The following is a 26879-nucleotide window of genomic DNA, read 5'->3' on the forward strand; positions in this document are numbered from 1 at the left end:
TATCAACGGATATTACAACAACGTTAGGCCGCATCATTATAATGCCGGTTTAGCGCCAAATGAATCTGAGGTTAGATATCAAGATTCTAAAACTGTGGCCAAATTTTATTGACCACTACATCTCGCTAATAATTGACGGAACAAGGAATATTAAAATGGATAAAATGTCAGTTCACATAACCTCTAAACCTTTAGAAACTTACCCGCAAAAACAAACTTTAAAGGTGGTAGCTGATGAAGTAACCGAAAAAGCGACTGTGCACAAAGCAGCGGTTCAAAGTGACCAAGTGGATATATCCGAAGAAGGAAAAGAAAAAAGTCTGGAAGATCAAAATCGTGAAGCGTTACGTAAATTATCAGGCAATGAAGATGCAAGTCAGGCATCACAATCTGAAGAAGATCCTATTGATGAACAGATTGCTGAAATACAAGAAAAGATAGAAAAACTACTACAGGAAACTGCATTATTACGCAGTAAAGATGATGAAGAGTCACAAGCTAAAGTGAAATTACTAGAAGCCGAAATTACAGGGCTTAACACTCAACTTATTGAGTTATTGAAACAGCAATTGGAATCGGGTAAATAACAAGCACAGTAAGTATATGCAAAGGCAATTGGAGAGAAGAACGTTATTAAGAACATAATAAAGACGCTCCCCTTAATCTTAAAACTAAAGGGGTTAAACCCTGATCTTACTAATCAAATTACTTAATTAACCAAAGTGGCTTATTTAAAGCCGCTACTTACTTTAAAAGCGCAGCGGCTCTTATCCCCTTTGTTAATTAATTTGATGTCATCAACATTAGCTTTGCCTCTTTACCGTCGGTTAATACCGCGACGTTACCCTTATTAGTTATAAACACATCTCTTAACCTGCCTGCGGCCTTGGGAAATACGTGAGACTGCGTAAATTCACCATTGGCCAGATTAACGCTGTAGAGCTTTTTATCAACGAGTGTGGTAATGAGCACATGTTGTTGCAGTGAAGGGAAGGCGTTATGTTTAGAGCCGTAATATGCCATACCTGACGGCGCTATTGATGGCGTCCAATTAACACTTGGTTTTTGCATGCCTTTATATTCGGTAAATGGTGAAATACGCGCTTGCGAGTAATCTTTGCCATAGGTGATTACCGGCCAGCCGTAATTAGTCCCAGCGGTTAAGTAGTTTAGCTCGTCACCGCCTGCAGGGCCGTGCTCGTGGCTAACAATTTGCTGCGTATCGTAATCATAAACTAAGCCTTGAGGGTTACGATGACCAAGTGAGTAAACAGCATGTGCATTTAGGTTTTTGTGATTAATAAATGGGTTATCTGTTGGTATGGTGCCATCTAGGTTTATACGTAATATTTTACCGAGTTGGCTGGTGATAACTTGTGCTTGCTCTCTAAAGTCAAACCCATCGCCCGTTGAAACTAATAACGTATTGTCGGGTAGGACAAGGGCGCGTCCTGCGTAATGTTGCGGTGTGTTTTTATCAGTCGCTACTTTATAAATAACGTTAGGCTTTGAAAAGTCAGTGCCATTAAACGTGGCTTTGGCAACAACAAGCCTGTTTGCGCTTGCATCACCTTGGGCATAGGTAAAAATAACTTCTTTGGAGTCGTTATAATCTGGTGATAATACAATGTCGAGTAAACCACCTTGGCCTGCAACGTATAAACCTGTTAGGTTTAATTTTACTCTTGATTGCGCGTTGTTTTTAACTATAACTACGTGACCATCACGCTCTGTAATTAACCATGTGCCGTTTGGTAGTTCAACCATGCTCCACGGAGACTGTAATTGCGTAGCCAGTGTTTTTGTACTGTATTGCTCCTTTGGTAACGTAGCATCTGCATTAACAGAAAACGAAAAAAGCGAAAGCAAAGTAAAAAAAGAGATACATTGTTTACGGGGCAAGCCTTTGCTAGCATGACTAGTATAAGAAAAAAGCTTTATTTTAAGTTGAGATAACCATGTCGTTTTTAACACGTATATTGCCTTCATTTTTAGTTTCTTGGTTACTTACATTCACACTTGCTAGCTTGTTTCATAGCCAATACGTTGTCAATCAATTAGTTAATGTAGGTGTAGTGGTGGGCTTTAGTGATCGTGCTAGTTTAACGCTTGATGATTGGTTAGGCCTATTACCTACCTACGGCGCTATTATTGCCGTAGCACTTGCCATCGCTTTTTTTGTTACCGCAAAGCTTAATAAAAAGGTTCAAAAATACAGTGCTCAGCTATTTGTTATTGCTGGCATTGTGGCATTTGCTATTGTGTTAATTGCTATTGAATCAATTATGAATATTCATATTATAGCGGGCGCAAGAGGCTGGGGTTTTTATGCTCAACTGCTTGCAGGCGCGGTAGGTGGTTTGGCGTTTTCGCAATTAGTTAAGGCAACTAAAACCCAAAAAGCGTGTTAGCTGTGTGAATATAAGTACGGCCTATACGTTATTTGGTGATTAATAAAGGCCGCTGTTTATTGTAAACAGCGGCCTTTAAATATGACCTTTAGAATTTAATTAAAAAATTAAACTAATTAGTTTGTAGCTACTTAGCCCAAAAATTAGGATTAAAACGGGTAGGGTAACCAGGTTTAATAGCAAAGAGTTAGTGTAGTTTCCCATAACCCCTTTTTGATTAACCAGCCATACAAGGTAGGTGCTAACAATAGGAAGTAATAAACCGTTAGCCGCTTGTGCGAATATAATTACCGCGACAGGGTCTAAACCGAGTGACGCCACCGCAGCACCAAACAATAAAATAACAATAGCGACGCCTTTAAAGCGCGTGTTGCTCATATCGTTAGACCAGCCTAACATGCCACACACAGCATAAGCACCCGCAAGTGGCGCTGTAATAGCACTTGTTAAACCTGCAGCAAATAAACCAATAGCAAAAAAGTAATGAGCGGCGTCACCAAGCAATGGCTCTAGCTGCACGGCCATGTTAGCCGCACTAATTTGCCCCGCATCGGTGCCATAAAATGCAACTGAAGCTGTAGATAAAATAGCTAAAGTGATCACACCGCCTAAAGTGATTGATAGACCTGTATCAACATTTGTTTGTTTAATCACTTTTTGCATGTCGCTGTTACTGTCGTGTCTAGCAGCGAGCACGCCGGAGTGTAAAAATAAGTTGTATGGCACAATGGTAGTGCCAACTAAAGCTAGTATGGTTGTAATCGAACCCTCAGGCATACTAGGAATAAAACCAGCAAATACATCACCCAGTGAAGGGGCTGCCATTACAAGTGTTGAGATAAACACTAAGCTCATTAAAATAACGAGTAAAATTAGCGCGTTTTCAACCACTTTATGTTTGCCGCTATAAAGTAAAGCAGCACTTAAAAGAGCAATTAGTGGTGTCCATAGTTGAGGACTAACTTGAGGGAATATTTCAATTAGCCCCATGCTAGCGCCACTTAAGTTACCCGCTTCATAAGCTGCACTGCCCACGCCAATGGCGCTAATGACTAAAAATATAGCTAAAGATTTAAATAAAGGCGTTTGAATATGTGCTCTGAGTGCTTGAGCTAAATCTTGCCCGGTAGCAACGCCAAGGCGCGCCGCCATAGATTGTAATAATATAGTAGCAACTACTGAAAACAGTAATGTCCATATAAGTGCAAAACCAAAGTTTGCACCTGTCACGCTGGCGGTAGTAATGGTCCCTGGTCCAATGAAGGCAGCGGTGACGAGTAGTCCTGGTCCTAATCGCATAATTGACCTTAATAGTGCTATTGCATGTTGCTATTTAAAGTTACATCTAACGTTTAAAACCAATATTTATACGCGATGCCGATTGTGTTATTGCTGCCACTTAAACTAAGTGCCCTGCAGCGATAGTCGCCCCTTGACTGGTTCTTTTTTAATAAGCATATGTTATACCAATCCGCAATAATACTTAATCAATTTGAGGGATTAAATCTGACGCTAACTGCGTTAAAAATTTCTGATATAGGACAACTAAATAACGAAATTTTTGCCTGGTTATCGACACGATTTTCTCACCTCTGATAGATCACTTAATTAAGCGAATTGCTATTAAAAAAGGTCGAGTAGGATACCAACTTGTATATAAATTTAAAGGGGATACAGTGCGTTTGCATGAATTTTAAACGTATATATAAGCGAGTTAAATGACTGATGCCGATATTTATATCGGCATCATTATATTTACTTTATTAGGCTTTTAATCGCTTCAAAGCCTTTTTTCAGGGTATCTGCATCGGTAGCATAGTTAATACGAATACACTCGTGCTTGTGCGCCCAGCTGTCGTCAATGCCGATAAAAAAGTTATGACCTGGGATCACATACACGTCTTGCTCTTTAAGCTTTTGATACAACACCTCGCTTGTCATTTTTGCATCTTTAAACCACAGCCACATAAAAAATGCGCCTTCAAGTTTGTGCAAATAAACAGGCAGTTCGGCAAATACTTCGTCAAACAACTCAATCGCTATGTGTGCTTTATTACGATAAAAGGGCAGTACAACGTTGCGGCACAGTGGGAGTAGTTCGTTGTCGTTAATTAAGCGTGTCACTAAGCTTGGACCAATACTATTTGGCGATAACACCATGCTGCCATTTACGCGGCCAATTGCTTTAATAATCTCATTGTTTGCAACCACAATACCGCTGCGTAAACCCGGTAGGCCAAGTTTTGAAAGTGACATACATAAAATAATGTTTGAGTTCCACGTTAGGTTTGCGTCGGTGTAAATACAACCTGGGAACGGATCGCCGTACGCGTTATCAATAATGAGGGGAATACCATATTGCTTAGCGAGCAAATCAAGGTGTTTTACTTCATCGTCGGTAATTACATTACCTGTTGGATTGGTAGGGCGTGATACGCACAGCGCGCTTATGCTGCTGTCGTTTGCTAGTACTTTTTCAACTGCTTTAAAATCAATTACGTATTTAAACTGTTTTGATGTGCTACCTGTATTTAAAATTTCGATATCAGGCTTTATGGCAACAAACATATCAGCCGATAAACCTTGGTCGGCATAACCTATGTACTCTGGCGCAAGGGGAAATAAAATCCTTTTATGGCTGCCATCCGGCATTTCGCCTGCCAACATATTAAACAATACAAAAAAGTTAGCTTGGCTGCCATTACCAAGTGCTACGTTATCGGCGCTAATATCCCATGCATACTCTTTACTTAGCTGGCCTGCTAATGCCGCTCTAAACTCGTCGTTACCGGTTGGGCCGTCGTAAAGGCCAAATACTTGCGATACCTTGTTACTGGCAACGAGTTTTTGTAATTCACTTAAAAAAACCTCATTTACTTGTGGTACTAATGCGGGGTTACCGCCACCGAGCATAACAATATTAGGATTACTGCTGTTTTTAGCACCCCCTAAATCTTCCATTAACTGAGTAATGCCGTTGGGTTGTGTAAATTTAGTGCCAAAGTTTGAGTAGTTCATAATGCATAGCGTTTGTTAGTAATGGGGAGGGCAGTATAGCGTAAATAAAGGGCTTAAATTCGATGATGAGAATAATTCAATGCTTAGCTTTGTAGCTAGCTATGACAATAAAATTTCTATAAAACAAAGGCTAAGTTAAGATTTTTTAACGCCGTATAAAAACTCTTCGCCGCAGTCCATATACAAATCAAATTTGGTCATAACTTTGGTAAACATGGGGGCGTGTAAAAATTCGTTTAACCATGCGCGTACATGCGTGTATTCACTTTGTAAGTACCAGTGTTTATCTACGCGGGCAAACTGTCTAATAAATGGCAGCAGAGCATAGTCGGCTAGGCTTTTTTCAATGCCCATTAGGTATTTATGGGTAGTTAGCTTTGCTTCAAATTGCTTAATAAACTCTTCGCAGGCTTTTTGGTAATAAATTTGTGCCATGTCTTTTGTGCGAGCATAAAATTTGTACTTTTCGAGCACCGGTTTAAATTGCGTGTCGTTTAGCTTAATTAATTCAAGCATGCGCTCAAGTGCTAATGGGTCTTGAGTATGCAGTAAATTATGCGAATCATTTTGCTTTAAAGCCCACAGCATAATATCTAGGCTTTCATCTATAACTTGATTATTCGGCAGTAATAAAACAGGCACCGTGCCTTTTGGCGATATTTGCAAAAGATGCGGTGGCTTGTTTTTAGTTTTAATAGCGCGTAGTAAAACGGGTTGCTCTGCCATTAAAATACCCATTCGTGCACGCATTGCGTATGGGCAGTGTTGTAATGAATACAATAATGGCAGTGTCATTTTATTACTTACCTTAGCTATTTAAGCCTTCAACATATTGCTGACGTGTTTTTACTTTTACCATGTGATTTAACTGATCAGCTGCTTGTGTTTGCCCACTAATTAAATCTTGAAAATGCGCAAGTAAAACGGCTTTATCGAGTTTTTCTTTATCGCCTGAGCCAATGTCGGTTAAATCAATCATAAACTCGTCAAACTTGTCAGCATAATCGGTCACAATATCCATATTTAAAAATTGCTCATGGTTATAAATGCTCGGGTAGCCGCCTTTTTGTTTATCAATTGCAAAGCTAATGCCTTTAACATTGGTAACGGTTGTTTCTTTTTTACAGCTCAACATACAGCTTGCGTCAATACGTGGTTTTTTACAGCCAACGGTTTGCTGGAAAAAACACTGTCGGCTGGTCATCATTAGTATTGGATGATAAATGCTGTACATCACTTTAAAGTTGTTAGGGCGTTTAATACTACGCATTTGCTGTTTGTTTATTTCGTTTGAAATAAACGCGCCTTTTGCGTTTAAATCTTCTTGTAGGGTTAGTAACGCATAAGAGTTTGTAGTGTTTAATAATGGGCCTGCAATCCAGTCAATGCCCATTTGCACCGCTTTAAATGCAACCCCTGTGTTGTTACTAATAATAAGCTTGGGTTTTACAACCTCGAGCAAACGCACTGCTTCTTCAAAATCTTTACCAATTAATACCGCCGGAAACCACGGAATTAACTGCGGGTGCTCTAAAAATACGTTGATGTATTTATCGTTATCGGTTCTAAAGCTCTCAGGTAATTTAAAGTAAACATCGCCATCTGTTAAATCACAAAGGTGAACGTCTTTTATGTCCGATATTAAAATGGAGAGTGTTGTTTTATTATCTGCTTTTTCGTGGTTTACTAGTTTTGGTAATTCAACAGGCGCGAGTACGTCTTTGCCTTCGTTTAATAAAAACGCGACTTGCTTTTTAATACGGGCGAGCTCTTTAAACGGAATGCTTAAGTTGTCGCCTAAGTTTGAGTAATCCATATTTTTAATTTCAAAATTGGCATTACTAAAGCTTTTAAAGCGTTTATCAATAGCAGCAATATCAACAACCGATTTATCGGCGGTTTGCATAAGCATTTGCGATTGAACTTCAAAGCGTAGAGGCTCTTTTTCGTTTTTATTCGAAAGCGTAATATCGTTTTTATCTTCAATAATTATGTTTACAGTAAATGGCTGATTTAATTGCCCTGTAAATTCTAATGTAAGCTCGCGCTTTGAAATATCTAAAAATTCAATTTTCTTTTTAACTAACGAATCTATTTCACTTTTTTGAGTGGAAAGCTCTTGCTGTGCATCGTAAATTTGCACCACTGAAATTGCGTTGTTTTTTTCATTTGCGTGATCAAAGCTATGGTCGCGCGGGTTATCGGTAAACATGTTTTTGGTCATGTCGCCGGTTAAAAACTTATTGGTAAAGTTACGGTTAAACACTTTATACAAGCTTGAATCGTCTTCAATTAGGTTACCGGTTTGCACAAACGTGTCTATTTGTTTGCGCCAGCTATCAATAACCGTATGTACGTAGTTAGCGCCTTTTATACGGCCTTCTACTTTTAACGAATCAACACCTGCAGCTACTAGCTCTGGCAGGTCGAAATAAGCTGAGTTATCTTTTAAGTTTAACGGATGTTTGTTACCCATAGCCGTTGGCTCGTATTCATCACGACACGCTTGCGAGCAGCGACCACGATTACCCGAGTTACCCACACTTACTGAGCTTGAATAACATTGCCCTGAAAACGCAATACATAAGGCGCCGTGTACAAATACTTCGGTTAATACATCGCATTTATGTGCTACGTCGGTCAGTATTTTAATTTCAGTTAAGTTAAGCTCGCGCGATAAATTTACACGTGTAGCGCCAATGCGCGCTAAAAATTCAACTTGTGATTCGTTATGCGTAGTTAACTGCGTTGATGCGTGAATATGCAAAGTAGGAAAGTGTTTTTTAACAATATTGAATAACCCTAAATCTTGCACAATAATGCCATCAAGCGTGGTATTTACTAGCTGGTTTAATAGCTTAAATAGCGCACCCATTTCGTGCTCTAATATAACTACATTTAGGGTTAAAAATATTTCACAGCCGTATTCATGGGCTAGGCGAAGTGCGCCGTTAAGCTCATCAAACGAAAGATTAGACGCTCGGTTACGTGCATTAAAGGTATCTAACCCACAATAAACCGCATTAGCACCGGCTACAATGGCGGCTTTTACCGCGTTTACATCACCGCCTGGGGCTAATAGTTCAATCTTTCTACTCATTACAACTTCACTTTGCTCATATTTAATTGTCGCGAATTTTATCTGTTTAGGCGCGTTAATGCTATTTATTGAGGGATATAATAAATACATAATTAAAAGACTGTATAAAATTGTTATTAAGCTGGCTGATTTATTACGTAAACATGTAATAAAATGATAGTTTATAAGCAAGCAACATTTTCAACTTTACTTAGGCGATACCCATCAGTAATCAAGATCTTAAACAGTTAGATACAGATTTAAACCGTGATGAATCTGTAATTATTAACACCCAACTAAAAATAGCCACATTTAACCTGTTTAACTATCTTGAGCCGCCCAATGCATATTATGAGTTTGAGAAAATTTATACCGCGCAGCAGTGGACTAAAAAGCAGCGTTGGATTGTTGATTACTTAAAAGAAGATGCCCCTGATGTGATTGGGTTTCAGGAAGTGTTTAGTATTGATTCGTTAAAAGAGTTAGTGGGCGGGCAGGGTTATGATTACTTTGCGGTGGTAGATACGCCAGAGGTGTTTGATGATTTTATTTATAAACGCCCCGTGGTAGCGATTGCCTCTAAATATCCCATAGTTGAGGTAGCAGCGGTTGAGCATGACAGCGAGCTTGCAAGTACGCTTGGCCTTAATAGTGAGTTTACTTTTAGTCGTAAGGTATTGAGAGCGACCGTTACTTTACCGCACATAGGCAATACTGATTGTTATGTGGTGCATTTTAAATCTAAGCGCCCGATGATTAATGTTGATGAGCATAATAAAGAGCTTACGCCCGAGCAAAACATAATTGAGATTTTAAAAGCGAATGTAGCGGGTGGTTGGGGATCAACTATTCAGCGTGGCAGTGAAGCTACATTGCTAATGATACAAATGATTACTCGCCGCGAAGCTACGCAACAGCCCATGCTATTAATGGGGGACTTCAATAATGAACTAGCGGATGGCGTATTAAGCCATTTACTGACGAGTACGCTACGCTTTGCACCTGCGTTTGATGCTAAAACCTACCTCGCTAAATATTGTCTAAATGATTCATGGGATTTGTTTGTTAAGTCGCAGCTAAGTAATGATGAGGTTTTTAGCGATGAAGCAATAACAAACGATGAACAAAGTGATTGTGATAGCAATAACAGCGAGATTGTTGATTCAGCGGATAAAAGCCAAGTAAAAAATATAAATATAACAAAGCCAGCACCGTTAAGACCGCCAACACATTATTATGGCGCGAGCAGCTCTGTGCTTGATTACATTTTATTGTCGTGTGAGTTTGACGCTAGTTACGATGACAGCTTTTTTGAAGTAAGCGCTCATAACACTTACGACAGGCACTTAATAAACCCCGAGTATGAGCGTGATGATTTAACTACCGACCACGGTGTTGTATTGGTTACCCTTAAACTAAGAAGCTAGGTTTTCTCATTTAATAACTTACAGCGTACGATTAAGCTAAAAAAGAATTAAGCTGCAATATGCATAATTATGCTAAAATCATAAATTAACAATTACCCATATTGCAGCGAAACTTGACCTGCAGTCTTTATGTGTATATTTTATCGCCAGAATTTTTGCATTAAATTAATAACAAATCACTAAAATGGTAAATATGGAATTTTACACTTACTCGTATCACACGCGAAAGATGGACTTAACTTCGCAAGTACATACTTTCTTCGTAAATCGAATTTATAATTCTAAATTTTTAGTGAAAGCTTTGCTTTTTGTTTTGTTTATTAGCTTAAGTAGTGCTTACGCGCAAGAAACCACCTCATACAGTTTAATCAATGAATCTAATGCAGGGCTGCTAAAAAGAGCCGAATTACTTATGGATACTGACGTTATTACAAGTATCGAACTAAGTAAGGCGTTGTTGTTACAAGCGCAAAGTGCTGATGACACGTTACTCAGTGCAAAATTACACAACTTATTAGGTAAAGCGAATAAAAAAAATAACAATATTAATGAATCGCTTCATCACTTTTCACAATCCTCGGCTTATTACAGTAAATTAAATGATTCACGCAACCAAATAAAGGCGTCTATTAATTATATAAAAATATTATTAGATGAAAAACGTTATGACGAACTTGCTAACCGCATTGAAACTTTATTACCAACAACGCTTGTGTATGGCGATGAGTTTTTTATAGCAAAAGTACTCCTAACTAAGGGGGATTCGTTTTATGAACAAAGAAAATATAATGACGCGATCACGCAATATTCATCTGCTTTAAAATACCTTGTAAATAAAGACAAAAAAATACAAAAAAAGTTAGGTGAAACGTATAAAAAATTAGCTGAATCGTATAAGCGCCTTAAAAATAGAGAGAAAACGGCTCATTTTTATACCAAAGCTTTAGAGATATATATTAATTTAGATGATTTAAAGTTGATGGCGCGTACATTAAATACACTAGCAGAAGCGCAGCGCTATTTAGACAACTTAGTTTTAGCCCTTGATTACTCTACTCACGCATTAGAAATACATAAAAAAATTGACGATCCTGTTGGCTTGGCTAAAGCATTATTAGGTGCAGGTATTATTTATCGCCACATCAACCTTTATGAAAAATCACTTAAGCATATAAATGAGGCATATTTATATTATAAAAAAGAAAATAACGTGCTTGGAATTGCTAAAACATCGAATCAAATGGGACTGCTATACACACGACTAAAGCAGTTTGAGCAGGCTGAAATTTTCTATCAAATAACTATTGATTTACCAAAAGGTATGGTCGAGGAAAAAACGCTCGCGTCGGCCTTTAGAGAAATGGCTGTTATTAACTATGAGTCTGGCGACTTAAAACAAGCGATTAAATTTGCTCAGAAAGCTTATGTTACTTATAAAACTAAAAACCTTACATCCTACATTTCTATAACTGCGCGTATTATTGCTAATATTTATCGCGCCCAAGGAGATAACAACAAGGCTATAGAGTATTACAAAGAGTCGTTGTCGTTCGCTAGAGAAACGGGCAGTAAGCTTTATGAGATAAAATCGCTAACAGCGCTTGCGTCGGTTTTAATTGGTATTGATACAAATGAGGCGATTTCTTTACTAAAAAGATCACTCGCTTTATCAACTGAAATAGATGATAAGTTACATAAGCTATACGCTTATCGTGAAATTCGAATAGCAGAAAAACAGCGTGGACGAATAAATGAATCACTACGTTACGCAGAAGAAGAAATTGCCCTGACCGGAATCATTCAATACGAAAGAGACGAAAGTAAGCTTGCTCTTGAAAAAGCACATTTGCATTCTCACAAAATGGAAATAGAGCTGGAGACGTTAAGAGAAAAAGAAAAACTCCATCAACTTGAGCTTGAAAAGAAAAACAATGAAATTGAAATATCAGGCCAAGCTAGGGTTATATCAGAGCTAGAGCTTGCAAAAAACAAATACGCGAGTATTGCGCTCGCATTTTTATTAGCCGCTTGCTTAGCTATTGTTTTATTGGTTTATCGAAGCTTCATTGCCTCTAAAAAACGTAATGAAGAGTTAGACTATTTGGCCGCGCGAGACCCTTTAACCAATTGTTATAACCGCCGTATTTTATTTGAGATTATGAATCGCGACTTTTTGGATTTACCTCAGACTGAAGAATATTGTATTTTAATGGTCGATATTGACCATTTTAAAAGCGTTAATGATACTTATGGGCACAGCATTGGCGACACCGTACTTTGTGGCGTTGCCAGTCTTTTACAAGCTAATATACGAACGAGCGATAGCGTTGCACGTTTTGGTGGCGAAGAATTTTGTATTATTTTACCCAACACGACTCAAGAGCAAGCAATACGTATTGCTGAGGCTATTCGTATTAAAGTAGAAAAAGCGATATTTGATGATATTCCTGTTACGTGTAGTTTTGGGGTTACGTCTATTAAATTTAAAGCCAGAACACCTTCTGAGTTAATTGAACAGGCTGATTTAGCACTTTATGAGGCTAAGTCTTTGGGTCGTAATCAAGTTGTGTTGTGGGATTGTGCGTTTGAAGAGTTTAAGCTTTTCAGATCGGAGTGAACCCAGCAGTATACAGCTCAGTTTTGATGTCATTTTTAAAATCATAACAAGTAAACTTTATACAACGCCGTGAGTTACTTACATATGTAATTAGGCTTATTAAATTAACCCTTTAAATATCAGTGCATTAACTTAGGCTTTAAAATTGCACTCTAAACTAAGTTAAAAAACAAAATAAGGGATTTAATTATGACTGAAGTTGCACTTTCGGCCTATTTGGCATTTTACCTCTATTTAATTATGTTGCTTGTACAGTGGGCTGTGGCTACGTTTAGCAAAGCTAAAGAGCCAAATGCTGTGCCAGGTAAAATTGACGAGGATTTATCGCACGGCAGCTTTATATTTAGAGCGCATCGTACGTTTCATAATACGCTTGAAAACAGCGCATTATTTATAGGTACGGTGTTATTTGCGTTTGTAATTAATTATCAAAGCCCGATTTTTGCAATGTGTATTTGGGTGTACTTAATTGCGCGTTTAATTCACATGGCGCTGTACTACGCTATAGCAACGGAGAAAAACCCAAGCCCACGTAGTTACTTCTTTTTAATTGGTGTGCTTGCTAATGTGGTTATGCTGATAATGATAGGGTTAAGACTAATCTCTTAATTTATAAAAAAGTTATAAACTCTATTTATAACTTTAAACAAAAAAGCGAAGAGCCTTTAAGGCATCTTTGCTTTTTTGTTTAGGTAGCAGCAGAATATAACCCACGTCTACAGTAAGGTAATATTAATGGCTAATCGACGCCTATAAACCCGCCTGTTTGATGTGTCCACAGGGCTGCGTAAATCCCACCCTTAGCGATTAGTTCTTCATGAGTGCCTTGCTCAACTACGCCGCCGTCATCAAGTACAATTAATCTGTCCATTTGTGCAATGGTTGAGAGCCTATGCGCTATGGCGATTACTGTTTTGCCTGTCATTAAGTCATCAAGACTTGCCTGAATTGCCGCTTCTACTTCTGAGTCGAGTGCGCTGGTGGCTTCGTCGAGTATAAGTATGGGTGCATTTTTAAGTAGCACACGTGCAATAGCAATACGTTGGCGTTGACCGCCTGAAAGAGTAACACCGCGTTCGCCCACTTGTGCATCAAAGCCTTTGTTACCTTTGCTATCTACCAAGTCGTTTATAAACTCAAGTGCCTTAGCTTGTTTGGTCGCGTTGATCATTTCGTCTTGTGTTGCATCAGGGCGACCATACAAAATGTTGTCTTTTACTGAGCGATGAAGCAGGGAAGTGTCTTGCGTAACCATCGCTATGTAGCGGCGTAGACTTTCTTGGCTTACGTCTGTGATGTTTTGCCCATCAATTTTTATTGTTCCTGAGTCAGTATCGTAAAAACGCAGTAACAAGTTAACAAGTGTTGATTTACCTGCACCAGAGCGACCGACTAAACCAATTTTTTCGCCAGGTTTAATGTTTAAGTTTAAACCATTCATTACTGGGCTGCGATTAGTCTCGTTTGCAGCTTTGCCGTAGTTAAAATGTACGTTGTTAAACTCAATAGCACCTTGGCTTACGTTAAGTGTATCGGCATTTGGTTTATCGGCAACTTCAATAGGGTTAGACAGTGTTTTCATACCATCGGCTACGGTGCCAATGTTTTCGAACAAGCTGCTTATTTCCCACATGATCCATTGCGCCATACCGTTTAATCTAAGCGCTAAACTAACAGCAACTGCAATGGCACCTGCGCTAATTGCACTAAGCGACCATAAATAAAGTGATACTGCGGTAACCGAAAATACTAATAAATAATTTAAGCTTTGAATAACAAAGTTTAGGCTGGTTACCAAGCGCATTTGTTTGTACACAGGCTGCAAAAATACATCCATGCTTTGTTTTGCGTATTGCTCTTCACGCTGGGTATACGAAAACAATTTAATAGTAGAAATATTTGTGTAGCTATCAACAATTCGACCGGTCATTTCTGAGCGCGCATCAGCTTGTGAGCTGGCAATTTTTTTAAGGCGAGGTACAAAATAAAGCTGTACGCAAATGTATAAAACTAACCAAACCAGTAAAGGGATCATTAAGCGCCAATCAGCTTCGGCAACTAAAAATACCATTGAGCCAAAATAAACCACTATGTACATTAATACATCGAGTAGTTTGGTCACTGTTTCGCGAACGGCTAAAGAGGTTTGTAATACTTTGGTGGCTATTCTTCCTGCAAACTCATTTTGATAAAAGCTCACACTTTGGCGCAGTAAATAACGATGCGCTAACCAGCGAATCGACATAGGGTAATTGCCCAGTAATGCTTGGTGCAAAATAGCAGAATGAAAAAATACGACTACGGGCAATACCAGTAAGAGCATGACAGCCATTTTGATAAGTTCTGATTTTTGCTCTACAAACAAGGTTTCGGGTGTGTAGGCCGTTAACCAATCAACAAGCTGCCCCATATAGCTAAATAAAGAAACCTCTAAAATAGCGAGCATGGCGGCGCTGATTGACATTAGCACCAACGACAATTCCATTCCTTTGGTGTAGTGACGACAAAAAGCAAATAAAGTCGAAGGCGGCTGAGTAGGTTGATCCTCAGGAAATGCTTTTGTCATTTTTTCAAATAATCGATACATTTTAAAAACTTAAATGGCAAATAATGGTGGCTATTATACCATTTAAGTATTTTTAAATGCAGGTTTGTAAGGTATTAATTGTGAATATGCTAGAGCGTTATTAATATAAACTTATGTATAAAAGAACACCTAAAAACACTTCACTTACTTTATAGCATTGGGTTATTTAGGTTTGTACCTTTGCTCATGTATAAATCGTCATATCTGAGACCACCATTTCCGTAAGGCTTTTTAATTGGGCCTGTATTACAGTTTGCTAAAAAATATATAAGAGGTTGTTCGCGCTTCATTCTAAATTGTGCATTTTTATACACCAGTGTTTGCTTGCTAAATTCACCACCTTTTACGTAAACATCATATTGCTGACCTTGCTCTGAGGCTGCTGCGTTATTAACAACGTACCATACGTCGTACCAGGTATTTGTTTGCAGTGGCTTGGCCGATTGTTTGGTAGTGTAGTTTTGAATGTTGCTATACCCGCTGTCGGTTTTAACCATTAAAGCGCCATCGTTTACAAACCCGTTTGATTCTGTTTTATCGGTTACGCGAAGTGTAGGCTCAAACGCATCGTACGCATGTTTATTAATTAGCTCTGGCGTAAGGTTGCTTAATCCAAAAGCATGGTTATTAGGAAAAGCAGCCACGTTTATACGCATATAAAATGTGTAGGTTTGACCAACTTCAACCGCTTGTGGAAGTTTTGTATAAGAAAGCGCTTTACGATTTCCTACAATGCCCTCAGCTGCAGGTTTTTTTAGTAAATAATGATTTGTTGATGAGTTTGCTTGTTCTGGTTGTATAACTGTTATTTGTGGGTTTTTAACCGGTGGTTTAGTTTCATTTTGGGTATCGACACTTTGCCACTTGCTAAGTGAATTTTCAAAGTTATCAATAAGTAGCCAATCGCTCGATGTACTTTTTTGAATGGTTGAACATGCTGATAGCGTGCTAAACAAACATAGAATTAAAATGTGTTTGGAAGACATAATTGGCTCTCGTAATATTATTGATATTTGGTTAACCAATTTAAATTTTGGCTATAGTTTTTATTGAGAGTTATGTAACCAATTTAATGTTTTTATGTCAACCATTAAAGCAATAGGTAATGGCGTGGGAACTGCGAAGATACAAAAATTATTATTCCATTCAAAAAATTAACCAGTAAACTTATCCATTAAATCAACTCAGCAAATTTCAGCTGAGTTTAAAATAATTTAATAGTTAGGATGTTATATGTATACGGGTTCGTGTTTGTGCGGTGAGGTAAGGGTTGAAGTGTCGGGTAGTATAACCAGCATTATTCATTGTCATTGTTCACTGTGCAGAAAAAACAGCGGGACTGCATTTGCAACCAATGGCTTTGTAAATACAGATGACTTCACAATAACCAAAGGAAAAGCATTACTTAGTGAATTTAGTTTTAAACCAGGGCGCACTCGTTACTTTTGTAAGTGGTGTGGCTCGCCGGTTTACAGTAGCAATAATGATGACAAAAGCAGAATACGAATTCGTTTAGGAATATTTGATAGCGATATTACTGAGCAGGTTTTATCGCATAATTTTGTTACGTCTAAAGCTAACTGGGAGAAGCTAGAAACAAGCTTACCGTGCTATGAAAAACATGAACCTGGACGGTAACGCGTTTTATTCAATGTGGTAAATGCTGTTAATACTTTTATAAAGGTTTGGTGCAAAATTTATAAACACAGGTGAGTTTTGTATTTCATCAACGTTTATGTGCATTAATGTTTGCTGGCTTAGTATGATCACTATATTTTTGTATTCGTTAAACTCTATTATAGCTAAGCACTTAAAATGTTGCCTTAAAAGTACTAAAAGCATTTGCAGCTCTTGGCCAGTTTGTGGGTTTAAATTAATGATTACTTGCGTATTTTGCTCACTGCAGCTATTTATATTTTGCCAAAAGCTATCGCTGGTTAAAAAAGGCTGGTGATATTCACCACTAAAAATATCGATAGTGATTACGTTAAAGTGATCAGTGCATTGGGAAATATATTGCTCGGCGCATTGTAAATAGGTGCTGTGCTTAATTGGTAACTTAAAGTGCTGGGCAGCAATTAAGGCAATACTTGGGTTTATTTCTACTGTATTAAATGTGTTTATAGTGTTTATGTAAGGTGTATTACTTTGCAGGTAATACATGATTCGTTCAAACCCAGCAGTCCCGAGGCCTAAATTTAGTATATTTAGTGTATCTACCGGTTTAAGTAAAAACAACAGCGTGCATTGGTTTACAGGCACTGTTAGTTGTTCAGTGTGTGTAAGGTTCATAACGCCTTGAATGCCTATATCTTCATTGGTTTTTTGTGCAAGCGTTAACCACCGGTATTCTTTATTTTGATACACGCATACGGGGCCGTATGCACTTTGCTGCGACTCAATAAGGTTACTTTTAACTGTATCTTCTTTTAGCTGACGCATAACTTAAACTATTAATATACACACAATGCTAGTGTGCCACGAAAAACACATTTTTTAATAGTTATTGTGTAACAAGGTTTGTAATTTAACCTCTAAATATAATATTGTATTAGCAATTAACAAGTTAAACGTTATTCAAGGATTGAAAATGAGAACATTTATTTGTGCAGTACATTTTGTATGCGCTCAGTGGATAAAAAAGTTAGATTCAAGAAATAAAAATACAGCGATTAATGCTGCAGCATTGTTAGCTATGATATCTACTGTATATAGTTTTCTTTTAGCTATGACGTTTGACATTCACTACTTAGATAAAATAATCAGTACTTTTAAGCAAAACCCTTTACTTATTGGTGCTCTATTTTACGCAATCGTAATTGGAATTGTGTTTTTAATTTTGGGTGATTTTAACGGTTATAGAAGTAGAGTTAGATCTTGTATAAATAAAGGGAGCTTTAAAAAATATATTTTAGGAATAAAGCTGTGGATGTTTGGGTTAATTCCTATGACCGGTATTATGTTGATTGTACGACTCAATTAACTCTCTAAGTATTACTATAACTGCGCTTTAGCGTGCTCCTTTCTACATCTACCTCAAATGTATTGCCATAAAATCTTAGTTAAGTAATGGTTACACCATAATAATTAGGAGCTAATAGATGCTTAAAACACCTTTAAAAATCACAACAACGTTACTCAAATTTACTGCAATTGCAGGCGCTTGCTCACTTGCTCACTTGCATTATCAGCACATGGTGAAACGCAATTACAATATACCGACCAACAAAAGTTACACGATATAGCAAGTGAAGTGTCGGCTACCCGTATCGGTAGTGACATTCAAACGCTGGTGGATTTTGGTACTCGCCATACGCTTTCAGAGACTAAATCGGATACGCGAGGTATTGGTGCGGCTAGGCGTTGGATAAAAAAAGAATTTGAAAAAATATCTGTGCAGTGTGGTGGTTGTCTGGAAATTATTGAAGTAAAGGACACTATATCGGGCGAAAAACGCATTCCTAATCCTGTTGAAGTGGTTAACATAGTGGCTATTCAACGTGGGTCGAGCGAGCCGAATCGGATGGTGATGATGTCGGGTGATATAGATTCACGTGTAAGTGATGTTATGGACTTTACGAGTGATTCACCGGGTGCTAACGATAATGCATCGGGCGTGGCAGGAGTAATAGAAGCAGCTCGTGTTTTAAGTAAATACAAATTTAATGGTTCGGTAGTTTACGCGGCGCTTTCGGGCGAAGAGCAAGGTTTGTTTGGCGGTAAAATATTAACGGCTTATGCACAAAAGCATAACTGGCAAGTTCATGGCGTTTTAAACAACGATATGATTGGCAATATTACCGGTATTAATGGGGTAACTAATAACACGACTGCACGTATATTTTCAGAAGGTACCCGTGTTGTAGAAACAAAAGAGCAAGCTAATACTCGGCGCTTTACAGGTGGTGAAGTCGATTCTGCGAGTCGTAATTTAGCTCGCTACATAGATACTATTGCTGACAGATACATTCCTAATTTAGATACAATGCTTGTATATCGATTAGATAGATTTGGTCGTGGTGGGCATCATCGCCCATTTAATGATGCAGGTTTTGCAGCAGTGCGTATTATGGAAACTAACGAGCACTACGATCGTCAGCATCAAGATTTACGCACTGAAAATGGTGTTGAGTATGGTGATACCATTGAAGGTGTTGATTTTGATTATACGGCTAAGTTAACTTCACTTAATGCGGTAACGATGGCGTCTATGGCGTGGGCACCCGCACCGCCAAAAGAAGTTAAAATAAAGGGCGCTGTTACAGCTGATACGTCGTTTTCATGGCAACAAAGCAGTGATGAAAATATTGCTGGCTATAAAATTTATTGGCGTTACACGAGCGAGCCGCAATGGCAGTTTAGTAAATACGTTGGTAAGGTTTCACAGTACACACTTAAAAACGTAGTGATTGATAATTATTACTTTGGTGTAGCTTCTGTTAGTAAAGACGGTATTGAGTCTCCAGTAGTTTTTCCGGGTGATGTAGGTTCGTTTGATCACAATATAAAATAATAGTTTGGCTAAAAACACAGCAAACAGAGCGCTTTAAGGTGCAAACGACCTTTTTATACTTGCACCTTATTTACTAAGCCCTTAGAGTGTTAAAAAAGAAGTAAAAGGTTATTAAAAATGCAACAACAAGAAAAAAAGCCGTTAACAGCAAAAGAGCAAGTTATAACTGATGAGCAAAGAATGCAGTGGCAACGCGAATGTTTTCAAGCAGCGCAAAAACATTTAGCCGAAAAGGGCATTATGCCAAAATCAGTAGTTGATAAAGACAGCCGATTTTTAGCACCACTTTGTGCAATGTGGAAGTTTAAAGCCCAAAACGGTAAAACATATTGGGTAGTAACAGGGCGCTTACCTACAGATCATGCTGAAGTAAGTGCAGCTACAGATGCTCGCGATGCAATGCGTTATTTTTCTTTGCAGTGGCAATTAAAAGCGGATCAAATTATGAGTACAGGCGCGCGTGATAAAACGCAGGTAGATTTTGCTAACTTACTTATAAATAGAGCACATGGCTTGTACGAAATGTATGATAATGAACCGCTGTGGGCAAATGAACCAAAGTAACTACAGTTTGGGTTAAGTAACAATGTAGAGGGTGATAGCTTATTTATTGCCCTTTTCTTTATCTAATGGACAAGTGTGAAGGGGGTTGTATTAAACGCCGAAACAGAGCATTGCATACGTTGCCTAGGAATTCCCGCCTCCATAAAAACATTTCCTTGCTGAATAAAGCCATTTCGCTTAAAACGCTCTACCTCATTTAAAATACAATTAATGCTTACTTCTTCTATACCTTGGTTGGAAGCTAATTCAACAATAAAGTTAAGAAGCGATTTATATACTTTGCGATTACGGTGCTCGGGTAATACCGCTATTCTGCCGATTAAGCCATCTGTACACAGCCGACCTGTTGCAATAGGGCAGTTTGCATCGTCTGTAACAAGTACATGTAATGCAATTTTATCTAGGCTATCAAATTCGATGTGCTTGGGGATATGTAACTCGTAAACAAAAACTCGCTCTCGAATTTTTTGTAGCATATCTTTTTTTATATCCCATTCAACCTTATCAACCAGATAGCCCATTGCAAACTCCTATTGATAGCCAATTAAAATGAGTAAGCAATCACAGCAAAATTATTTAAGCCAATATCAGGTGAAAATTAAAATTTTTAACTAACCTGTATACATAATATTTTACGCTGCAAAATGCTCACCATTATTAATAAAATTGGTATTATTACTCTTGGTCTATATTAAACCAAAGCCCCTCATTAACAAGTGTAGTAAAAGTTTGAGTAAAAACTAAACTTGGGTTTGTTAAATTTAATGCTGAACTTTCAAATTCAGTATTATCGGTAAGTAGTTTTACCGCCGCTAAGTCAGTTAATGGCATAGCGTAATTTTCACCGTTTACACTTAATAACACTTCGGTATCGAGCTGCTGATAAATAGCACGCGTGCCACCTAAACGCTCAAACACAGCTTCTTCATCACTTAAATCATCGCTTATTTGCTCAGGTGTAAATGGAGGTTCTACTGGTGCTAAATCCATTTCATGCTTGGGCTGACTAAGCGTTGAGCCTAACCATTGTTTAAATAAATCGTCATTTTCTAAAAGTGCCGCCATCAGTGTTTTAACTTTATCAACTTCAAGGTTTGTAAGTTCACCTTTTGATTTTCTTAGTGTGATGTTGTGATCGGTATAACGTTTTTGTCCGCTTTCGGTATCAATAATATGATCGGCAAAGCTCGACAATAAATCTTGTTGATTTGGCGCCCTAAAACCAACTGAATAATTTAGTGCGTTTTCTACAGCGTAACCTTCGTGAGGGCACCCTGGTGGAATATACAAAATATCGCCTGGTTCTAATATGCAATCAATTACGGCTTCAAAAGGTTCAACTTGTAGTAATTTTTTGTTTTGAGCAAACTGCTTAAGTGTTGGGTCGGGTAAGCCTACACGCCAATGACGTTTACCTTCGCCTTGAATAATAAATACGTCGTATTGGTCTAAATGTGGACCAACACCACCATTAGGCGTTGAATAGCTGATCATTAAATCATCTATGCGCCAGTTGGGAATAAACCTAAATGGTTCTAGCAGTTGTGCAGCATCGCTATGCCAGTGATCAACTGCTTGCACGAGTAAAGTAGAGTGATCGTCGGTTAACTGCTCAAAGTCTTCAAATGGACCTTGGTGCGTTTGCCAGTCATTTTTATGATTGGTGATAATACGTGACTCTATGCTTTCTTCCATTGCTAGGCCGGCAAGTTCATTAGCATCAAGCGGGTCTTGAAAATTAGCAAAACCTTGTTTGATTAAAAGCGGCTTTTTTTGCCAAAAATGGCTTAAAAAATCTTGCTCAGACAAATTATTTATTTTTAATTGATACATACATTATGCCTACTAGTTAGTGCAATGGGGTTAAAACAAAAAAAGCGAAAGGATGATCCTTTCGCTTTTTAAAAGAGCAATTTAGTTTTTAAACTAAATCATCAATAAACTCAACAGCACGACCAATGTAATTAGCAGGTGTTAGTTTTTTCATTTCTACTTTAGCATGCTCTGGAAGGTCTAAACCATCGATAAAGTCAGCCATTATTTCTTTGTTTACACGTTTACCGCGTGTTAAATCTTTAAGTTTTTCGTATGGTTTTTCAATGCCATATTTACGCATAACCGTTTGAATCGGCTCGGCTAGTAATTCCCAGTTTTGATCAAGCTCGTCAGCTAAACGTTGCTCGTTTACTTCAAGCTTACTTACACCTTTAAGTGTTGATTGGTATGCAATAATTGCATAACCCATACCTACACCTAGGTTACGTAATACGGTTGAATCAGTAAGGTCACGCTGCCAGCGAGAAACTGGTAATTTTTGTGCAAGATGAGCAAAAATAGCATTTGCTAAGCCTAAGTTACCTTCTGAGTTTTCAAAATCAATTGGGTTAACTTTATGTGGCATTGTTGATGAGCCAATTTCGCCAGCAATTGTTTTTTGCTTAAAGTGATTAAGGGCAATGTAACCCCACATGTCACGGTCAAAATCTAACAATATAGTGTTAAAACGTGCAATTGCGTCAAACAATTCTGCAATATAGTCATGCGGTTCAATTTGTGTAGTAAATGGGTTTAGTGTTAAGCCTAAACTTGATACAAATTTATCTGCATGTGTATGCCAGTCGTAATCTGGGTATGCGCTAAGGTGAGCGTTGTAGTTACCAACAGCACCATTAACTTTACCTAGCATCTCTACTTGTGCAATTTGCCCGCGTTGACGCTTTAAGCGCATATATACGTTAGCAAACTCTTTACCCATAGTTGATGGTGTAGCAGGTTGTCCGTGCGTACGAGTCATCATTGGGATTGTTTTGTATTCAATTGCTTTAGCTTTAATTGCGCTTAAAAGTTCATCGCAATAAGGAAGTAAAACATTTTTACGCGCTTCGCTTAGCATTAAACCATGAGATAGATTGTTAATATCTTCTGAAGTACAAGCAAAGTGAATAAATTCGTTTATTGCATGAAGCTCACTGTTATCGGCTACTTTTTCTTTTAGTAGGTATTCAACCGCTTTAACATCGTGATTTGTAGTGCGTTCTATATCTTTAACGCGTTGTGCATCAGCTTCACTGAAGTTATCTACAATGGCGTTTAGAAGTGCATTAGCTTCTTCGCTAAATGCAGGTACTTCTTTAATATCGCTTGCTGCAGCTAACGCTTGCAACCAACGCACTTCAACAATTACGCGGTATTTGATTAAGCCAAATTCGCTGAAAATACTGCGTAGTTCAGTGGTTTTGCTGCCGTAGCGACCATCCACTGGAGAGATAGCCGTTAACGCTGAAAGCTCCATAATAACTCCTAAATTTTAGTTTGAACGATAGTTAAATTTTTGTTTTAGCAATGGCGAGTATTTTTCTTTTTGCAAAGAAAAAGTGACGGCGTTTACCGCCCATTTGTCGCCATAATACTGCACTTCTAATGCCGGCGAGTAATAACGCACGGATTTTATTTTGAGTGAGTTGCTGTTTTAATAACTCGGGTTTGCCATAAACCTGTATTCGGTGCCCAAGGGGGCTCAGCACCGACGAGTATATATCTGCTAAACCGGCAACAACGCTCTCGTCGGTAATAGCAAAGTGGTCTAAACGACGATGAATATCATCAATTCGTTTACCTAATTCGTTTAAGCTTTTGTCGTTTGCACTTAGTGCTCGCTCAAGCTGCATTAAACCACCTACGTACTTTACAATTTCAACATCTTTTTGAGCGCCTGCGGTTAGCTGCGCCATTAATGTTTTGTAACCATCACGTAAGTTGTCAGTACCTTGGTAAACATCTTCTGGCGATGCCGGAGATGTTTGAATAATACTTGAAAGTAAGATTTCTAAATCATGTTCGTTATTGTTGCCGTACTGGGCAATTTTTTGAACTTGTTTAGCAGCCTGGCACATGGCGGCAAGCGCCATGACTTGGTGTTCATTCATTACTTAATCACCGAATCAATAATACCGCCACCTAAACAGATATCTTCTGCGTAAAATACGGCAGATTGACCAGGCGTCACTGCTTTTTGTGGCTCGTCGAACAATACGCGGGCCATGCCGTCTTCACCTACAAGTAGGGTACAGCTTAAGTCTTCTTGGCGGTAACGCGTTTTTACTGTGCAGCGAGTTGTGCCTTTAGGGCCAATACGGTCTACCCAGTGAAGTTGGTTTGCGTTAAGACCGTTGCTGTATAGGCGAGGGTGATCTTTACCTTGGCCCACAATAAGTACATTTCGCTCAAGGTCTTTATCTACTACGTACCAAGGCTCACCAGAACCTTCTTTCATTCCACCAATTAACAAGCCTTTGCGTTGTCCAAGTGTGTGGTACATTAAGCCTTCGTGTTCGCCTACGTTATTACCGTCTGTGTCTTCGATAACGCCAGGTTGTGCTGGTAAGAACTTTTGTAAAAAGTCTTTAAATTTACGCTCACCAATAAAGCAGATACCTGTGCTGTCTTTTTTATCGTGAGTGATTAGGTCTTGTTCTTCTGCTATGCGGCGTACTTCTGGTTTTTCGATATCGCCTACAGGGAATAACGTTTGGCCAATATGTTCATGGCTTAGAGTATATAAGAAGTAGCTTTGATCTTTATTGTTATCAAGTCCGCGACACATTACGTATTTGTCATCGCGAAGCTCACGGCGAACATAGTGACCTGTTGCAATAAAGTCAGCACCGAGTGCTTGAGCAGCAAATTCTAAAAAGGCTTTAAATTTAATTTCTTTGTTACACATTATATCTGGGTTAGGTGTACGACCTGCTTTGTACTCAGCTAAAAAGTACTCAAATACGTTGTCCCAGTATTCTGCTGCAAAGTTAACAGTGTGAAGCTCAATGCCTAACTTATCACACACTGCTTGTGCATCTTTTAAGTCATCAGCGGCAGCACAGTATTCATCATTGTCGTCTTCTTCCCAGTTCTTCATAAACAGGCCTTCTACTTGGTAGCCCTGTTGTTGTAATAAATATGCAGATACAGAAGAATCAACACCGCCGGACATGCCAACAATGACTTTAATGTGACTATTTTCACTCATGAATAATTTCGCTTATACAGATTGCTGTTAACTTGGAAAGGCAGCGATTATAGCATGTATTTTGTTTGTGCTTAAAGAGACTAAGGGCGCAAAGAGGGGAATTAGTCAGTATTTTATTTATATAACAAATAGCAAACTAGACTTAAGCGCGTTATCAGGCTGTAACTTTAGTAATATTAAAGTGATCTTTACTAATAAATTAAGACTATAGAATAATTCATGTAGTTATTGAGTTTTATTAATAGTATTTTCTTTTAAAACTACTAGAGTAAATATACACTTAATAAAATAAAAATAGTGGTGAGTATATGAATGTAAACCACTTTAAGTCGCTTGATATATAGTCAATGGAATGAATATATGAATTACGCCTATCAAATAAACAAGATAAATTCTTTAGTTGAACACTACACAAACGAATCTGATTTTGTGGATAGTGAATTACTCTCTAGTAAAACGACAGAGTTTAAAAAGTCAGCCTATCACCTTTTTTATGAGTTAATAAAACTCAAAAACCCTCACATTTTCCAAGAACCAAACCATGTACATGAGTTATTTAGTTTAATTAAGGGCTCAACTGCTAAAAAGAACATTGAGCTAAAGGTGCTTGAGCATGTAGAGCACTGGTGGCTTGAATGGTATTTTGCTTTAGAAATGGACGAAAAGCTTAGTATTGAAAAAAGTGATATGCCAATGAGTTACTTACCTCAAAGTACGCTCAACCCTATGCGCAAACATGAGATAAGTCATTACGCTAGATTATTTACCGTTTTGCCAATGCCGGTATGTAATGTGTGTGCCAAAACGGGTGATATTTTGAAAGTTAATCAACGCTTTGTAGATGTTTTTGGTTATACAGTAGAGGATGTACCTAATCTTAAATCGTGGTGGGAAAAAGCGTATCCAGATCCGCAATATAGAGCACTTGTAAAAGATCTGTGGCAAGACTCACTTGAAAAGGCGCTGAATAATAATAACGATATACCCGCAAATAACTATCGAGTTTCATGTCGTGATGGTTCACAAGTGATGATGGAAATTTCAGGGATTGATATAGGCGAAGAGTTTTTAGCTGTTTTTAATGATGCTACAGAGCGTTTAGAAGCAGAGGATATACTTAGGGATATGGCCTTTTTGGATGCATTAACCAAGATTGCAAATAGGCGTCGGTTTGATGAAAAACTAACGCATGAGTACGAACGAGCAAAAGAATGCGAAGGCATGCTATCGATGATTATTATCGATATTGACCATTTTAAACAATTTAATGACCGGTATGGGCATGTAGCGGGCGATACGTGTTTATATGATGTGGCTCAAACAATTGCTTCAACGGTTAGTCGCCCAGAAGATTTTGTTGCTCGCTATGGGGGAGAGGAATTTGTTGTTTTATTACCTCAAACCGATAGGCAAGGGGCGTTGTTTATAGCTGAACAAATACAAAAAGCTGTAGAAAACTTAGCTATTGCACACCAGGATAGCTTTACCGGATTTTTATCTATAAGTATGGGTATTAATACCATCAGTGACTATACAAATAGTGATGAAATCAGCTTTGTAAAAGCCGCTGATAACGCCCTGTATTATGCTAAAAAACAAGGGCGTAACTGTATAGCGCTAAGCTCAGAGTAAATAAA

At 38.2% G+C, this 26879-nt stretch carries 22 protein-coding genes and 1 pseudogene; 10 read left to right on the plus strand and 13 right to left on the minus strand.

Annotated features, from left to right (window positions below):
- The first annotated feature begins 155 nt into the window (after positions 1-155).
- Entirely contained in the window at positions 156-587 is a 432-nt protein-coding gene (locus I6F40_RS08755; protein ID WP_197192765.1) for a hypothetical protein, read from the plus strand.
- A gap of 196 nt (positions 588-783) precedes the next feature.
- Here I6F40_RS08755 and I6F40_RS08760 read toward each other — a convergent pair whose 3' ends face one another.
- The gene (locus I6F40_RS08760) at positions 784-1974 is read right to left on the minus strand and encodes a PQQ-dependent sugar dehydrogenase (RefSeq protein WP_197192766.1); all 1191 of its coding nucleotides are present in this window, start codon (positions 1972-1974) and stop codon (positions 784-786) included.
- Between I6F40_RS08760 and I6F40_RS08765 the strand changes: the two genes are divergently transcribed.
- Entirely contained in the window at positions 1959-2411 is a 453-nt protein-coding gene (locus I6F40_RS08765) for a hypothetical protein (RefSeq protein ID WP_197192767.1), read from the plus strand. The genes I6F40_RS08760 and I6F40_RS08765 overlap by 16 nt on opposite strands.
- A gap of 99 nt (positions 2412-2510) precedes the next feature.
- On the opposite strand, the gene I6F40_RS08770 is transcribed toward I6F40_RS08765, so the two are convergent.
- From I6F40_RS08770 to I6F40_RS08785, 4 genes are all read right to left on the minus strand, one after another.
- Positions 2511-3710, minus strand: a complete 1200-nt coding sequence (locus I6F40_RS08770; RefSeq protein ID WP_197192768.1) for an Nramp family divalent metal transporter — start codon at positions 3708-3710, stop codon at positions 2511-2513.
- Positions 3711-4166: 456 nt separating this feature from the next.
- Positions 4167-5429 carry a valine--pyruvate transaminase gene (locus tag I6F40_RS08775; protein WP_197192769.1) on the minus strand — a complete coding sequence of 421 codons (1263 nt, stop codon included), beginning with the start codon at positions 5427-5429 and terminating at the stop codon, positions 4167-4169.
- 135 nt (positions 5430-5564) lie between these two features.
- Complete coding sequence (locus tag I6F40_RS08780) at positions 5565-6224, minus strand: glutathione S-transferase (protein ID WP_197192770.1); 660 nt, start codon at positions 6222-6224, stop codon at positions 5565-5567.
- 13 nt (positions 6225-6237) lie between these two features.
- On the minus strand, positions 6238-8529 hold the full coding sequence (locus I6F40_RS08785) for a peptidase U32 family protein (protein ID WP_197192771.1): 2292 nt from the start codon (positions 8527-8529) through the stop codon (positions 6238-6240).
- A gap of 296 nt (positions 8530-8825) precedes the next feature.
- Here I6F40_RS08785 and I6F40_RS08790 point away from each other — a divergent pair, with 296 nt between their 5' ends.
- The 3 genes from I6F40_RS08790 (at position 8826) to I6F40_RS08800 (ending at position 13161) form a co-directional block, all read left to right on the plus strand.
- Positions 8826-9935, plus strand: coding sequence for an endonuclease/exonuclease/phosphatase family protein (locus I6F40_RS08790; RefSeq protein WP_197192821.1), 1110 nt, complete (start codon positions 8826-8828; stop codon positions 9933-9935).
- Positions 9936-10227: 292 nt separating this feature from the next.
- Complete coding sequence (locus I6F40_RS08795) at positions 10228-12552, plus strand: tetratricopeptide repeat-containing diguanylate cyclase (protein WP_331460300.1); 2325 nt, start codon at positions 10228-10230, stop codon at positions 12550-12552.
- 189 nt (positions 12553-12741) lie between these two features.
- Positions 12742-13161 (plus strand): MAPEG family protein, encoded by a 420-nt coding sequence (locus tag I6F40_RS08800; RefSeq protein WP_197192773.1) that lies wholly within the window; start codon positions 12742-12744, stop codon positions 13159-13161.
- A gap of 130 nt (positions 13162-13291) precedes the next feature.
- Here I6F40_RS08800 and I6F40_RS08805 read toward each other — a convergent pair whose 3' ends face one another.
- On the minus strand, positions 13292-15139 hold the full coding sequence (locus tag I6F40_RS08805) for an ABC transporter ATP-binding protein (RefSeq protein WP_165727854.1): 1848 nt from the start codon (positions 15137-15139) through the stop codon (positions 13292-13294).
- Between the two features lie 149 nt (positions 15140-15288).
- Positions 15289-16125, minus strand: coding sequence for a hypothetical protein (locus I6F40_RS08810; protein ID WP_197192774.1), 837 nt, complete (start codon positions 16123-16125; stop codon positions 15289-15291).
- A 247-nt stretch (positions 16126-16372) separates the two neighbouring features.
- Between I6F40_RS08810 and I6F40_RS08815 the strand changes: the two genes are divergently transcribed.
- A complete protein-coding gene (locus I6F40_RS08815) occupies positions 16373-16777 on the plus strand; it encodes a GFA family protein (protein ID WP_165727856.1) in 405 nt (134 codons plus the stop codon).
- A gap of 6 nt (positions 16778-16783) precedes the next feature.
- Here the strand turns inward: I6F40_RS08815 and I6F40_RS08820 are convergent, their stop codons facing one another.
- Positions 16784-17581, minus strand: a complete 798-nt coding sequence (locus I6F40_RS08820; RefSeq protein WP_197192775.1) for a hypothetical protein — start codon at positions 17579-17581, stop codon at positions 16784-16786.
- Between the two features lie 148 nt (positions 17582-17729).
- On the opposite strand from I6F40_RS08820, the gene I6F40_RS08825 reads away from it, so the two are divergent.
- From I6F40_RS08825 to I6F40_RS08835, 3 genes and pseudogenes are all read left to right on the plus strand, one after another.
- Positions 17730-18122: a hypothetical protein gene (locus I6F40_RS08825; RefSeq protein WP_197192776.1), complete on the plus strand. Its 393-nt coding sequence runs from the start codon at positions 17730-17732 to the stop codon at positions 18120-18122.
- 118 nt (positions 18123-18240) lie between these two features.
- Positions 18241-19652, plus strand: a pseudogene (locus I6F40_RS08830) (M28 family peptidase).
- 117 nt (positions 19653-19769) lie between these two features.
- Positions 19770-20216, plus strand: a complete 447-nt coding sequence (locus tag I6F40_RS08835) for a DUF4826 family protein (RefSeq protein ID WP_007580192.1) — start codon at positions 19770-19772, stop codon at positions 20214-20216.
- Between the two features lie 62 nt (positions 20217-20278).
- On the opposite strand, the gene I6F40_RS08840 is transcribed toward I6F40_RS08835, so the two are convergent.
- From I6F40_RS08840 to mnmA, 5 genes are all read right to left on the minus strand, one after another.
- A complete protein-coding gene (locus tag I6F40_RS08840) occupies positions 20279-20737 on the minus strand; it encodes a GNAT family N-acetyltransferase (protein ID WP_010552647.1) in 459 nt (152 codons plus the stop codon).
- A 154-nt stretch (positions 20738-20891) separates the two neighbouring features.
- Positions 20892-22049: a ribosomal protein uL16 3-hydroxylase gene (locus I6F40_RS08845; RefSeq protein ID WP_197192777.1), complete on the minus strand. Its 1158-nt coding sequence runs from the start codon at positions 22047-22049 to the stop codon at positions 20892-20894.
- A gap of 88 nt (positions 22050-22137) precedes the next feature.
- Complete coding sequence (gene purB / locus I6F40_RS08850; protein WP_024589170.1) at positions 22138-23508, minus strand: adenylosuccinate lyase; 1371 nt, start codon at positions 23506-23508, stop codon at positions 22138-22140.
- A 31-nt stretch (positions 23509-23539) separates the two neighbouring features.
- On the minus strand, positions 23540-24142 hold the full coding sequence (gene hflD / locus I6F40_RS08855) for a high frequency lysogenization protein HflD (RefSeq protein WP_024589171.1): 603 nt from the start codon (positions 24140-24142) through the stop codon (positions 23540-23542).
- A complete protein-coding gene (gene mnmA, locus I6F40_RS08860; protein WP_007580201.1) occupies positions 24142-25242 on the minus strand; it encodes a tRNA 2-thiouridine(34) synthase MnmA in 1101 nt (366 codons plus the stop codon). The genes hflD and mnmA overlap by 1 nt, the downstream gene beginning before the upstream one ends.
- Before the next feature lie 360 nt (positions 25243-25602).
- On the opposite strand from mnmA, the gene I6F40_RS08865 reads away from it, so the two are divergent.
- Positions 25603-26874 (plus strand): sensor domain-containing diguanylate cyclase, encoded by a 1272-nt coding sequence (locus tag I6F40_RS08865; protein ID WP_024592557.1) that lies wholly within the window; start codon positions 25603-25605, stop codon positions 26872-26874.
- The last annotated feature ends 5 nt before the right edge of the window (positions 26875-26879 follow it).

It is taken from the genome of Pseudoalteromonas sp. SWXJ133 (genome assembly GCF_015864365.1).
Lineage (GTDB): Bacteria > Pseudomonadota > Gammaproteobacteria > Enterobacterales > Alteromonadaceae > Pseudoalteromonas > Pseudoalteromonas arctica.